The 12,963-nt window shown below is 65.7% G+C and carries 10 protein-coding genes; 8 read left to right on the top strand and 2 right to left on the bottom strand.

All coding sequences use genetic code 11. From position 1 onward, the window contains the following. Window positions 1-52: 52 nt before the first annotated feature. The 5 genes from PMM47T1_RS15065 to PMM47T1_RS15045 all read left to right on the top strand — a co-directional run bounded on the left by PMM47T1_RS15065 (window position 53) and on the right by PMM47T1_RS15045 (window position 4,836). A complete protein-coding gene (locus PMM47T1_RS15065) occupies window positions 53-1,030 on the top strand; it encodes an AraC family transcriptional regulator (RefSeq protein WP_008370314.1) in 978 nt (325 codons plus the stop codon). Window positions 1,031-1,115: 85 nt separating this feature from the next. Continuing rightward, complete coding sequence (gene benA / locus PMM47T1_RS15060; RefSeq protein ID WP_008370311.1) at window positions 1,116-2,480, top strand: benzoate 1,2-dioxygenase large subunit; 1,365 nt, start codon at window positions 1,116-1,118, stop codon at window positions 2,478-2,480. Next, window positions 2,477-2,965, top strand: coding sequence for a benzoate 1,2-dioxygenase small subunit (benB, locus tag PMM47T1_RS15055; protein ID WP_008370310.1), 489 nt, complete (start codon window positions 2,477-2,479; stop codon window positions 2,963-2,965). The genes benA and benB overlap by 4 nt, the downstream gene beginning before the upstream one ends. A 10-nt stretch (window positions 2,966-2,975) precedes the next feature. Continuing rightward, window positions 2,976-3,989, top strand: coding sequence for a benzoate 1,2-dioxygenase electron transfer component BenC (benC, locus tag PMM47T1_RS15050; protein ID WP_008370308.1), 1,014 nt, complete (start codon window positions 2,976-2,978; stop codon window positions 3,987-3,989). Between the two features lie 82 nt (window positions 3,990-4,071). Continuing rightward, the gene (locus PMM47T1_RS15045) at window positions 4,072-4,836 is read left to right on the top strand and encodes a 1,6-dihydroxycyclohexa-2,4-diene-1-carboxylate dehydrogenase (RefSeq protein ID WP_008370306.1); all 765 of its coding nucleotides are present in this window, start codon (window positions 4,072-4,074) and stop codon (window positions 4,834-4,836) included. Between the two features lie 10 nt (window positions 4,837-4,846). On the opposite strand, the gene PMM47T1_RS28690 is transcribed toward PMM47T1_RS15045, so the two are convergent. Then, entirely contained in the window at window positions 4,847-5,152 is a 306-nt protein-coding gene (locus PMM47T1_RS28690; protein WP_008370304.1) for an ECF family RNA polymerase sigma factor, read from the bottom strand. 193 nt (window positions 5,153-5,345) lie between these two features. Between PMM47T1_RS28690 and PMM47T1_RS29115 the strand changes: the two genes are divergently transcribed. The 3 genes from PMM47T1_RS29115 to PMM47T1_RS15025 are packed head-to-tail and all read left to right on the top strand — an operon-like array spanning window position 5,346 to window position 11,909. Then, the gene (locus PMM47T1_RS29115) at window positions 5,346-6,398 is read left to right on the top strand and encodes a response regulator (protein ID WP_008370302.1); all 1,053 of its coding nucleotides are present in this window, start codon (window positions 5,346-5,348) and stop codon (window positions 6,396-6,398) included. Then, window positions 6,388-6,777 (top strand): response regulator transcription factor, encoded by a 390-nt coding sequence (locus PMM47T1_RS15030; RefSeq protein ID WP_008370301.1) that lies wholly within the window; start codon window positions 6,388-6,390, stop codon window positions 6,775-6,777. The genes PMM47T1_RS29115 and PMM47T1_RS15030 overlap by 11 nt, the downstream gene beginning before the upstream one ends. After that, entirely contained in the window at window positions 6,774-11,909 is a 5,136-nt protein-coding gene (locus PMM47T1_RS15025) for a trifunctional serine/threonine-protein kinase/ATP-binding protein/sensor histidine kinase (protein ID WP_008370299.1), read from the top strand. The genes PMM47T1_RS15030 and PMM47T1_RS15025 overlap by 4 nt, the downstream gene beginning before the upstream one ends. Before the next feature lie 186 nt (window positions 11,910-12,095). On the opposite strand, the gene PMM47T1_RS15020 is transcribed toward PMM47T1_RS15025, so the two are convergent. After that, complete coding sequence (locus PMM47T1_RS15020) at window positions 12,096-12,917, bottom strand: alpha/beta fold hydrolase (RefSeq protein ID WP_008370297.1); 822 nt, start codon at window positions 12,915-12,917, stop codon at window positions 12,096-12,098. Between the last annotated feature and the right edge of the window lie 46 nt (window positions 12,918-12,963).

The following is a 12,963-nucleotide window of genomic DNA, read 5'->3' as shown; positions in this document are numbered from 1 at the left end:
GCGCAAAGGGCGAAGATAACCGCACGTATAAAAACAATCAGAGTGACCAGCCATGCACACGCCTTTACTGGGCCAGCGCAGTGAGGTTTTCACCCAGGCCGACCCCCATGCGGTGTCTGTGTACGTCAACCAGCATGTGGGCAGCCACTGCATTCAACTGCCCCGTGCCAGCCGCCCGCTGGCACACCTGAGCCATCGCTCGTTCGCCGAACTGGACCTGTGCCGCATCGGTTACGGCGCCGCCGTGCGCGTGGTGTCGCCGGCCCTGGAACGCTTCTTTCACCTGCAAGTGCTGTTGCAGGGCCATTGCCTGTGGCGTCGCGGCCGTGACGAGCACTACCTGGCGCCGGGTGAATTGCTGTTGATCAACCCCGACGACCCGGTGGACCTGACCTACTCGGCTGACTGCGAGAAGTTCATCGTCAAGGTACCGGTGCGCCTGCTCGATGGCCTGTGCGAGCAGCAGCACTGGGCCTTGCCCGAAGGCGGCGTGCGCTTCCTCGAACACCGCTACCGCCTGGACGACCTGCACGGCCTGGTGAGCCTGCTGGGCATGGTCTGCCAGGAGGCCGAGGAGGCCGAGCCGCAACCGCTGGTGCAGGCCCACTACACGCAGATCGTCGCCAGCAAGCTGTTGAGCCTCACCCGCACCAACGTGAACCCGGTGACGGGCCACGAGCGACCGCTGAATTTCGAGCGAGTGGTCGATTACATCGACCACCACCTTGGCGACGAACTGGGCAGCGAGGCCCTGGCGCGGCTGGCCCAGGTCAGCGTGCGCAGCCTTTACGGGTTGTTTGAGCGCAACGCCTGCACAACGCCGGCCAACTACATCCGCCAGCGCCGCCTGGCGCGGGTGCATGCCTGCCTGGTAGACCCCACCTGCAAGGTGCGCAGCCTGTCTGAACTGGCCATGGACTACGGCTTTCTGCACCTGGGGCGGTTCTCGGAAAGCTACCGCAAACAGTTTGGCGAGTTACCGTCAGACACGCTCAAGCGCCGCCGCAACGGCCTTGCACAAAACGGATAGCGGTCTGCACGCAGCGGCTATTGCCACCCTTGACCCACTCGTACGCTGGAGGTGCCTGAACACAATAACAACGGAGGCCCTGGCCATGACCCTGGGAATCGAGTACCTCAATGCCTTGCTGCAAGAAGACCGCGAGCAGGGCATCTACCGCTGCAAGCGGGAGATGTTCACCGACCCACGCCTGTTCGAGCTGGAGATGAAGCACATCTTCGAAGGCAACTGGCTGTACCTGGCCCACGAAAGCCAGATCCCCAACGTCAATGACTTCTACACCACGCAGATGGGCCGCCAACCCATCTTCATCGCCCGCAACAAAGCCGGCGAGCTCAACGCCTTCCTCAACGCCTGCAGCCACCGCGGCGCCATGCTGTGCCGGCACAAGACCGGCAACCGCGCCTCCTACACCTGCCCGTTTCACGGCTGGACCTTCAATAACTCCGGCAAGCTGCTGAAAGTGAAGGACCCCAAGGAAGCCGGCTACCCGTCGAGCTTCAACTGTGAAGGCTCCCACGACCTCACCAAAGTGGCGCGCTTGGAGTCCTACCGCGGCTTCCTGTTCGGCTCACTGAACGCTGATGTACCGACCTTGGTGGAGCACCTGGGCGAGTCGGCCAAGATCATCGACATGATCGTCGACCAGTCCCCCGAAGGCCTGGAAGTGCTGCGCGGCTCCAGCAGCTACGTGTACGAAGGCAACTGGAAGCTCACCGCCGAAAACGGCGCCGATGGTTACCACGTCAGCGCCGTGCACTGGAACTACGCCGCCACCCAGCAGCAACGCCAGCAGCGCGAAGCCGAGGTCGCCGCCAAGACCATGAGCGCCGGCGGCTGGGCCAAGCAGGGCGGGGGCTTCTACTCGTTCGACAAGGGCCACATGCTGCTTTGGACCCGCTGGTCTAATCCCGAAGACCGCCCCCTGTACGAGCGCCGCGATGAGTTGGCCGGGCAGTTCGGCAGTGCCCGTGCCGACTGGATGATCGAGAACTCGCGTAACCTGTGCCTGTACCCCAACGTCTACCTCATGGACCAGTTCAGCTCGCAGATCCGCATCGCTCGGCCCATCGACGTCAACCGCACCGAAATCACCATCTACTGCATTGCGCCCAAGGGCGAGAGCGATGCGGCGCGCAGCCAGCGCATTCGTCAGTACGAAGACTTCTTCAACGTCAGCGGCATGGCCACCCCCGATGACCTGGAGGAATTCCGCTCCTGCCAGATGGGTTACCAGGGCAGCACCACCGCCTGGAACGACATGTCCCGTGGCGCCGCGCACTGGGTGGAAGGCGCCGATGAGGCGGCCAGGGAAATCGACCTGCACCCGCAGCTCAGTGGCGTGCGCACCGAAGATGAAGGCTTGTTCGTGATGCAGCACAAGTATTGGCAGCAAACCATGATCAACGCGCTGCAGGCCGAGCAGGCCAAACGCATCGATGTGGAGGTGGTGCAATGACCATCACCTACGACGCTGTGCGCGACTTCCTGTACCGCGAAGCCCGCTACCTGGACGACAAGGACTGGGACAGCTGGCTGGAGCTGTACGCCCCCGACGCTACCTTCTGGATGCCCAGCTGGGACGACAACGATGAGCTGACCCAAGACCCGCAACGCGAGATCTCGCTGATTTGGTACGGCCGCCGCGATGGCCTGGAAGACCGCGTGTTCCGCATCAAGACCGAGCGCTCCAGTGCCAGCGTTCCCGACACCCGCACCTCGCACAACCTCAGCAACATCGAGGTGCTGGAGCAGGGCGACGGCGTGGCCCAGGTGCGCTTCAACTGGCACACCCTGAGCTTTCGCTACAAGACCGTGGACAGCTACTTCGGCACCAGCTTCTACACCCTCGATACCCGGGGTGAGCAGCCGCTGATCAAGGCCAAGAAAGTGGTGCTGAAGAACGACTACGTTCGTCAGCTCATCGACGTCTACCACATTTGAGGCGGCCATCATGACCTACAAGATCGCACTGAATTTCGAAGATGGCGTGACCCGTTTCATCGACAGCAACGCTGCTGAAACCGTGGCCGAGGCGGCCTATCGCCAGGGCATCAACATCCCTTTGGACTGCCGCGACGGTGCGTGCGGCACCTGCAAGTGCTTCGCCGAAGCGGGCCGCTACGACCTGGGCGAGGACTACATCGACGACGCCCTGACCGAGGAAGAAGCGGCGCAAGGCTACGTGCTGACCTGCCAGATGCGCGCCCAGAGTGACTGCGTGGTGCGGGTACCGGCGTCCTCGGACGTGTGCAAGACCAAGCAGTCCAGATACGACGCTACCATCAGCGCGGTGCAGCAGTTGTCCGACAGCACCATCGCCTTGAAAATCAAGGGCGAGGCCCTGAGCCAACTGGCGTTTCTGCCGGGCCAGTACGTGAACCTGCAAGTGCCGGGCAGCGAGCACACCCGGGCCTATTCCTTCAGCTCCTTGCAGCGTGACGGCGAGGTCAGCTTTCTGATCCGCAACGTGCCGGGCGGCTTGATGAGCAGCTTCCTCACCGGGTTGGCCAAGGCGGGCGACAGCATGACGCTGGCGGGCCCGTTGGGCAGCTTTTACCTGCGCGACATTCGCCGGCCGCTGTTGCTGCTGGCCGGCGGTACGGGCCTGGCACCGTTCACCGCCATGCTCGAACGCATTGCCGAGCAGGGCAGCGAGCACCCGGTGCACCTGATCTACGGCGTGACCCACGACATCGACCTGGTGGAAACCGCGCGGCTGGAAGACCTGGCCGCGCGCATCCCCACCTTTACCTTCAGCGCCTGCGTGGCCAGCCCGGACAGCAGCTACCCGCGCAAGGGCTACGTAACCCAGCACATAGAGCCTGCGCACCTGAACGATGGCGATGTGGACGTCTACCTGTGCGGCCCGCCGCCCATGGTGGAGGCGGTGAGCGCCTACTTGCGCGACCAGGGCATCGTCCCGGCCAACTTCTATTTCGAAAAATTCGCCGCCAGCGCGGCGTGAACCCACTATCGGTTGCCTCCACCCCTGTAGGCGCGGACACGGTGCGCGCCTACAGGGCGGGTGCAGCCCGCGAGGAAGATTGATGAACCGATTTGAAAACAAGATCGCGCTGGTCACCGGCGCCGCCCAAGGCATCGGCCTGCGTGTGGCTCAACGCCTGGCGGCCGAAGGCGCTCGCCTGGTGCTGGTGGACCGCAGCGAGCTCGTCTACGAGCTTGAACAGCTGCCCAACAAGCCCCTGGTGTTGACCGCCGACCTCGAGCAATACGAAGAATGCGCCCGCGCCGTGCAAGCCGCCGTGCAGCACTTCGGCCGGCTGGATATCCTGATCAACAATGTGGGTGGCACTATCTGGGCCAAGCCGTTCGAGCACTACGAGCCACAACAGATCGAAGCTGAAGTGCGCCGCTCGCTGTTCCCCACACTGTGGTGCTGCCACGCGGTGCTGCCAACCCTGCTGGAGCAGGGCAGTGGCGCCATTGTCAACGTCTCGTCCATCGCCACCCGCAGCCTCAACCGCGTGCCCTATGGCGCCGCCAAGGGCGGGGTGAATGCCCTGACCGCCTGCCTGGCCTTCGAAACCGCCGGCCGCGGCGTGCGGGTCAACGCCACCGCCCCGGGCGGCACCGAAGCACCGCCACGGCGCATTCCGCGTAACAGCGCCGAGCAGAGCGAGCAAGAGAAAGTGTGGTACCAGCAGATTGTCGATCAGACCCTGGACACCAGCCTGATGCATCGTTACGGCACGGTGGACGAGCAGGTGGGGGCGATCCTGTTCCTGGCCTCGGATGAGGCGTCCTACATCACCGGGGTGACCTTGCCGGTGGGCGGCGGCGACCTGGGGTAAGCGCCAGCGCTCAAACCGCTGGCGCCAGGCCCAGCAACGCGCCAGCCAGGCGCTGCATCCAGCGCGGTGCCGGCTGCGGACGTTGTGCGACCACCACCGGCCGCAATGGGCGGCGTGCCTGGGCGTGGGCCAGATTTCGCACGATGCGCAACAGGCCGCTCAGGCGGGTTTCGCCGGCCTGCGCACCGAACCGCAACCAGGCTTCCTGCACCAGGCGCTCGGCCTGGTTGCGGCAACCGACCACGCTTGTCGCGTAGTTGATCAGCGCCGCGCGTTGGGTCAGGTAAAGGTCGAGTTTCTGTGCGCAGGGGTTCACGATCAGTCACCGGTCGCGGGAAGAGGAGGTCATCATATTCGTAGTGAGAAGCGTTATCAATAGTGGTGGTTGATTTTGCTGGCTGCACTTGGTATCCATCTGGATAATTGTCGGTGACGATGCCAGGCCCCACGCTGTGCATCATGGCCAGGGACAAGACGGACAGGCGCTTGAAAGGCATGGCGGGGTACCCATGATTCATATCGGCAATGTCACAGTGTGTCTTGCGCTGCGGGAAATGACGCGCGCAGGGCAGCCCGTCAAACTTGGCAGCCGGGCGTTCGACATTCTCGAACGGCTGATCGCAGCCCACGGCCAACTGGTTACCAAGGACCAGTTGCTGGCCCACGTGTGGCCCGAAGTCGTGGTCGAGGAAAACAACCTGCAGGTGCATATCTCCAGCCTGCGCAAGGCCTTGGGCAACGACCGCGAGCGCATTCGCACGGTACCGGGCCGTGGCTACCGGCTGGTACTGGACGCCCCGCACGCAGAGGCTGCGCCGCCCGCCCCGAGTGGCCGGGACAGCCTGCTGATCGCCTTGCTGGAACGCCTGGGGCTGCATGACATGCTGGCCGACCCCGTGCCGGCCCGAGCGGCTGTGATCCCCACGCACCCTGAAGCCATTGTGTACGTGGTGGATGACGAGGCCAGCGTGCGAGATGCCCTGTCGCGGCTGCTGCGTTCGGCCGACATCGCCGTACAGGCGTTTGCCAGCGCCGAGGCGTTCCTGGCCGCGCCGTTCGAGCAGCGCCTGGCCTGCCTGGTGCTGGACGTCAACCTGCAGGCAGGCACCGGCTTTGACCTGCAGGGCGAGTTGCAGCGGCGTGGCAGCGCGTTGCCCATCATCTTCATGACCGGCTACGGCACCATTCCCATGTCGGTGAAGGCCATGAAGGCCGGCGCCCATGAGTTCCTCACCAAGCCCTTCGACGAAGGCGAGCTGCTGGGCGCCATCGAGCGTGCGCTGGGCTGCGCGCGCCAGGGCTTTGCCGCCCAGGCACAGGCGCGCGAGGTGCGCGGCCGCTATCAGACCCTGACCCCGCGCGAGCGCCAGGTGCTGGGGTTGTTGATAGACGGTAAGGTCAACAAGCAGATCGCCTCTGCACTGGGCACCCGCGAGGTCACGGCCAAGGTGCACAAGAAGCACGTCATGGCCAAGATGCGTGCCGCCACCCTGGTGGAGCTGGTGCGCTTGTGCGAACAGATCGGCGTTGACCCTGCCGGGGTTCGCGCCCATGTCGGTTGACGCCTCGGCACTGCCCCTGCACGTGTGCATCGTTGATGACGATGGCTCGGTGCGCAAGAGCCTGGCCAACCTGCTGCGCGCCCTGGGCTACCACAGTGCAGGCTTTGCCAGCGGCGAACAGTTCCTGGCCTCGGAGCAATCGCGGCAGGCGGCGTGCGTGCTGCTGGACGTGCGCATGCCGGGCCTGTCCGGCTTCGAGGTTCAGCAGCAGTTGCAGGCCCGCCATGACCCTATCGCGGTGATCTGCATGTCGGCCCACGACGACCCGGCCACGGTGTCCCGAGCCCTGGCGGGCGGTGCGCGCGGGTTTCTGCACAAGCCGTTCAGTGAGTCGGCGTTGCTGGCTTCCCTGGCCGTGGCCATGGATCGCCCAGCATGACCCGGCCACCGCTGTTGCCCGGCGAGTTGGCCAGTTATCGTCAGCAACTGGGCGGCTTCAATGAGCAGTGGCTCAAGCACCTCAGTTGGCGCCTGCTGCTGGTGGACGGTGAGGTGGCGCGCTACCGCGTGCGCTCGCCCATTTCCGCCCGCGACTGGCTGATTGCGCGGCCGGCGGCGTTGCCCTCGGAGGGTGGCTCGCGGCGTCTGCGCCAGGAGTACGACTTTCGCCTGCACCTCAACCCGGCCTGGGCCATTGTCCCGGTCGCGCTGATCAGCGCAGCGGAAGGCCCCGTGCTGGTGTTCGACGACTGCCAGGGCCGTGGCCTGCATGAGCTGATGGGCGAGGGGTTGTCGATTCTGCGCTTTCTGCGCGTAGCCCTTGGCGCTACCCAGGCACTGGCGCAGGCGCACAAGGCTGGCGTTCTGCATCGTGATATCAAACCCTGCAACTTGGTTGAAGGGGCGGACGGCAAGGTACGCCTGATGTCTTTCGCCCTCAGTTGCCAGCGTCACGCGCCGGCGCCTGCCGCCGAGGCCATCTGCGGCAGCTTTGCCTACATGTCGCCGGAACAGGGCGGGCGGGTGGAGCAGGGCGTGGACGAGCGCAGTGACTTGTATTCGCTGGGCGTCAGCTTTTATGAAATGCTCACCGAGCGCCTGCCGTTCGAGGGCAACGACCCGGTGGAGTGGCTGCACCAGCACGTGGCGTTGCAACCACCGTCGCTGGACGCATTGCGTCCTTCGCTGCCGCCGCCGCTGACGGGCGTGGTGCTTAAACTGCTGGCCAAACGCGCGGCCGACCGCTACCCCAGTGCCGACGACTTGGCCGCCGACCTGCGCCTATGCCTGGCCCAGTGGGCGGAGTTTCGCACCATCCACCCGTTCCAGCCCGGTAGCCGTGGCGGGTCCGACCTGAACCTGAGCACCTCTCGGCTGCCGGGACGCGAACGTGAATCGGCCCTGCTGCATGAGCGGGTGCTGCGCTGTGCGGTCAGCGGCGAGGGCGAAGTGGTGCTGCTCGATGGTCCGGCAGGCAGCGGCAAAAGTGCGCTGGTACGCCAGGTGCACCAAGACTTGGTGGCGGGCAGTATCCTGTTCGCCGGGGGCAAGTTCGACCATGCCGGCTCGATCATGCCTTACGCATCGCTGTCCACGGCGCTGCGGGCGTTGGTGTCGCGGTTGCTGGGCGAGCACCCGCAGGGCCTGGCGGACTGGCGCCAACGGCTGCTGGCGGCGCTGGGCAACGACGTTGCGCTGGTGCTGGCCCTGGTGCCGCAGCTGGAGCTGGTGACCGGGCCGCTGCCGGATTCGACCGAGCCTGCGCGAGGGGACGCGGGCACACGGCTGCCGGGCGCGCTGCGAGCGTTCATCGCTGCGTTTGGCAACCCAGGTACGCCCTTGTTGCTGTTTTTTGATGACGTGCAACGGCTCGATGCCCACACCTTGGCGCTGGTGCATGAGTGGGTGGCAGCGCCCCTGGCCCATGTGTTGCTGGTACTGGCGAACCGTGGCGCCTGGCAGGGGCCCCTGGCCGTTGTCGCCCGAGCACCGACTCGCCACGTCACCCGGCTGTCGCTGGCGCCGCTGGACCGGCGGGCAGTGCTGGCCATGCTCAACGCCCTGCTGGCGAGCGACGGCGAGGCATTGCTGCCCCTGGCCGCAGTGATCCATGAGAAGAGTGGCGGCAATCCGCTGTTCATTCAGCAATTGGTGAGCACCCTGCTGGAGGACAAACGCCTGGTGCCCACGGCTGGCATGCAGGGCTGGACCTGGGATCATCACGCCCTGCAGGGCTGCCCGCTGGCCGATAACGTAGTGGACCTGATGGTTGCGCGCATGGCCCGCCTGCCGCGGCGCACGCGCTGGTTGCTGGGCTTGCTGGCATTGGTCGGCAACCGCGCCGACCTTGCGCAACTGGCGCTGCTGGGCCGGGTAGCGCCGGCGCGGGCCAGCCAGGCGCTGGCGCCGGCGGTGCAGGCCGGGCTGCTGCTGGGTGATGGCGAAGGCTGGTGCTTCAGCCATGACCGGGTACGCGAGACCGCCTACCACGCCATCGCCCCTCATCATCGCGCCGCCCAGCACACCCGCCTGGCACGCCTGCTGATCCAGGCCATGGACCGTACGCCGGCGCCGGGCCAGCTGTTTCGCATAGCCTTGCACATTCAGCAGTGTGCTCATGAGCAATTGCAGGCGGCCGATCAGCACGCTTTCATCGATGCCCTGTTGCAGGCCGCGCGTCGCGCCAGTGATACCGTGACCCTGCCGTTTGCCTTGCAGTACCTGGGCCTCGCCCGGGACCTGGCGCGGCGCCAGCGCTGGGTGCAGGACGCCGCGCAAGGCTACGCGGTGGATGTGCTGTACGCCCAATGCCTGATCAACAGTGCGGACTATGCCGGTGCCCACGCCTGCATCGACGCAATGCTGGACGGTGTCGACTCGCTGGCCCAGGTCTCGGCCCTGTACGTGCTGAAAATCGACGCGCTGTCCGTGGCCGACAGTTACATCGCTGCGCTGCACACCGCACGCGCCGGCCTGGCGCTGTTCGGCATCGAGTTCGCCCGGGCCGACAGCCAATGGGTTCGTGCCCAGGTGCGCGAGGCGCTGGGCGGCCGGGCCATCGATGCCTTGCTGGCCCATCACACGGTAGACAACTCGTTCATCACCGCAGCGCTGGACCTGATGGCGGCGATGATCATTCCCGCCATTCTGGTGGAACGCGACCTGGCCTTGCAGGTGTTGGGGCGCATGGTGCAGATGACCGTGCGCCACGGCGTCAGCTCGGCGTCGGTGCCGGGCCTGGCCTGGTTCGGCGTGTTGCTGGCGGACGAATACGCCGCCCATCAGGAAGGGCTGGAGTACGCCGAACTGGCCGTGCGCCTGGAGCGGACCCTGGGGGTGGGCGCCACCCAGGCCACCACGCAACTGGCGCTGGGGCGCGTCAGTGTGTGGACGCGCTCGCTGGCCTTTTCCCTGGCGTGTGGCGAGCAGGCCCTTGCTGCGGCACGCCGGGAAGGCCGCGTGGCCCTGAGCTGTTATGCCTGCCACCACTTGGTGTGCACGCTGCTGGTCATGGGCGAGGCGCTGGAGCAGGTGGAACAGCGCATTGACGCTGCCATGGCCCTGACCGACCCGTCGAGCTTTGCCGACAGCCACTTGCTGTTGCAGATACAACAGATCTACGTGCGCTCATTGCGTGCCGCCGACACGGCGCCGGACAGTGATCCGTTGCAATCGTTGCAGCCTCGCGTTGACGCCAGCACCATGCTGCCCATCGGCTTCTTCTACTGGCTGTACCGCGGCATGCTGGCGTTTGCCCTCGGTCGCCATGATGCGGCGCATGAGCACTTGCAGCGCGCCGAGCACCTCAAGGGCTGCATGGCCGCCCATGTGCAGTTGCTGGACTTGGCGTTTTATTCGGCGCTCAACCTGGCGGCGCGGGCGGCCAGTGCTCACAGCCCCCTGGCCGCCGTGCAGGCCTTGCAGGGGTATTTGCAGGATTTGCGGCGCTGGGCTCAGCTCAACCCCCAGAGCTTTCTGGACCGCCAGTGGCTGGTGGAGGCCGAGGTGGCGCGCTTGCAGGGTGACCTGATGCGCGCGTTACGGTTGCTGGAAGCGGCCATTGAACACGCATCGGCCACCGGCGGGGTGACCGTGCAGGCCCTGGCCCATGAGCGCGCCGCCCATTGCCATCAGGCGCTGGGCCTGCCCAGTGCGGCGCGTAGCCATCGCCTCAGTGCCCGGGACGCCTACCAACGCTGGGGTGCGCTGAACCGGGTGCGGGCACTGGAAGCAGCATACCTGTACCTCAACAGCAAGCCGCTGGATGCTCGCGCCTCGATTGACATGCTCAACGGTCAGCAGTACCTGGACCTGGTCTCAGTGACCAAGGCATCCCAGGCACTGTCGCGGGAAATCGTGTTTGAGCGGCTGGTGGAAACCCTGCTGGCCAACACCCTGGTGCATGCGGGTGCGCGCACCGGTTCACTGATTCTGCTCGATGGCGACGACCTGCGCAGTGTGGCCAGCGCGCAAGCGGTGGAGGCGGGGGTGACAGTCACCCTGGAGGACAAGCCCGCGGCTCCCCGCGCGCTGCCGTTGTCGCTGATGTACACGGTGATGCGTACGGGCCGCACGGTGGCCCTGGAGCAGGCGGGGGAGGATACCGATTTTGCCGAGGACCCTTACTTCCAGGTGCATTCGGCCGGGGCGGTGCTGTGCCTGCCGCTGCTCAAGCAGGGTGAGGTGATGGGCTTGTTGTACCTGGAAAACTCTCTGGCCAGTGGTGTGTTCAGCCATTCGCGGGTGGCGATGATCGAGTTGCTGGCGGCCCAGGCGGCGATTTCCCTGGAGACAGCCCGGCTGTATGCGCAGGTATTGGACGAAAACACCCGGCGACGTGCCACCGAGGCGGCGTTGCGCAGCGCCCGCGACGAACTGGCTCAGGTGCGCCATAGCATGGTCATGGGCGAGTTGGCGGCGTCCATCGCTCATGAAATCAACCAGCCGCTGGTGTCCATCGTCACCAATGCCAGCGCCAGCGTGCGCTGGTTGCAGCGCCAGGACCCGCAGGTAGAAGAAGCGCTTGAAGGCCTGCGCGACATTGCTCGTGATGGCCGCCGCGCGGCCGACATCATTCGCGCGTTGCAGGGCCTGGCCCGGCAGAAACCGGCCAGCCGTCGCTGGCTGGCCATTGATGAGTTGATTACCCAGGTGCTGCGCCTGACAGCCGTGGAGACCGAGCAACAACAGGTTCGTGTGTGCGTGGCCCTGCAGGCTCCGGGGGTGAAAGTGCAGGTGGATGGCGTGCAGTTGCAGCAGGTGCTGTACAACCTGATCATCAACGCCGTGGAAGCCATGGCGCCCATCACCGCGGCGCAGCGTCTGTTGCGGGTCACGTCCACGGTGCCGGTGGCCGGCCAGTTGGTGGTGATGGTGGAGGATCAGGGGCCGGGCGTGAGCGTGGAGCACCACGAAAAAATCTTCAGCGCCTTCTTCACCACGAAAGCCACGGGCATGGGCATGGGCTTGGCCATCTGCCGCTCCACCCTGGACGCCCAGGGCGGCACGCTCAACCACTTCACCAGTCGCGCAGGGCACACGGTTTTCGTGTTCACCCTGCCTTCCCGGTAGGCGGTGCCGCCAGGCTGCGAAAGGGGTCGCAGGGCCTTCATCGGTGTCATGCCAATCGCGGGCACGCTGCGCGCGCCTTCGCAGCCTGGCGGCATCTCCTACGGCGTCGCGACATCTCCGGCCTGGCGGCAGGTCCGGCGTGCGGCAGCTACGGGGACGCAGCGTAGCCGTTGGCGCGGCCGTGCATCAGCCGCGGGCGAACGCCAGCAGGTCCTGGTTCAACTGGTCCTTGTGGGTGAAGTACACCGCGTGCGGGGCGCCCGGGTAGACTTTCAGTTGCGCGCCACGCACCAGTTCGGCGGCGGCCTTGCCGGTGACCTCGAAGCTGACCACGGCATCGCCGTCACCATGGATGACCAGGGTCGGGATATCGATGCTGCGCAGGTCGTCGCGCAAGTCGGTTTCCGAGAAGGCCGCCACGCAGTCGAAGGTGCCCTTGAAACTGCCCTGCAAGGCCAGGAACTGGGTCCAGTCGAGCATCGGTTTGCCCACCTTGTTTTCCGGCTTGTCGCTGCCGGTGAACACTGGGCCGAAGGCGTCCAGAAAGCCGGCGCGGTCGTTGAGCAGGCCGGCGCGGATGCCGTCGAAAATGGCCGGGTCCATGCCTTGGGGATGGTCGTCGCGGCGAATCATCAGCGGCGTCACGGCGCTGACCAGCACGGCCTTGGCAATGCGCTTGCTGCCGTGACGGCCCAGGTAGCGGGCCACTTCGCCGCCGCCCATGGAGAACCCGACCAGGATGGCGTTGCTGATGTCCAGCTCGTCCAGCAATTGCTCCAGGTCATCGGCAAAGGTGTCATAGTCGTAACCGGTCCATGGCTGGCTGGAACGGCCAAAGCCGCGGCGGTCATGGGCAATCACCCGAAAGCCGTTGGCGGCCAGGAAGTTCATCTGGTAGTCCCACATGTCGGCATTCAGCGGCCAGCCGTGGCTGAGCACCACGGGCTGCCCGCTGCCCCAATCCTTGTAGTAAATCTCGGTACCGTCGGTGGTGGTGAGGTAAGGCATGGTCGACTCCTGTGAGGTGCATTGCGCAAGGGGTGGAGTCGACACG

This window comes from Pseudomonas sp. M47T1 (genome assembly GCF_000263855.1).
Classification (GTDB): domain Bacteria; phylum Pseudomonadota; class Gammaproteobacteria; order Pseudomonadales; family Pseudomonadaceae; genus Aquipseudomonas.
This window is presented reverse-complemented; position numbering and strand designations above follow the sequence as displayed.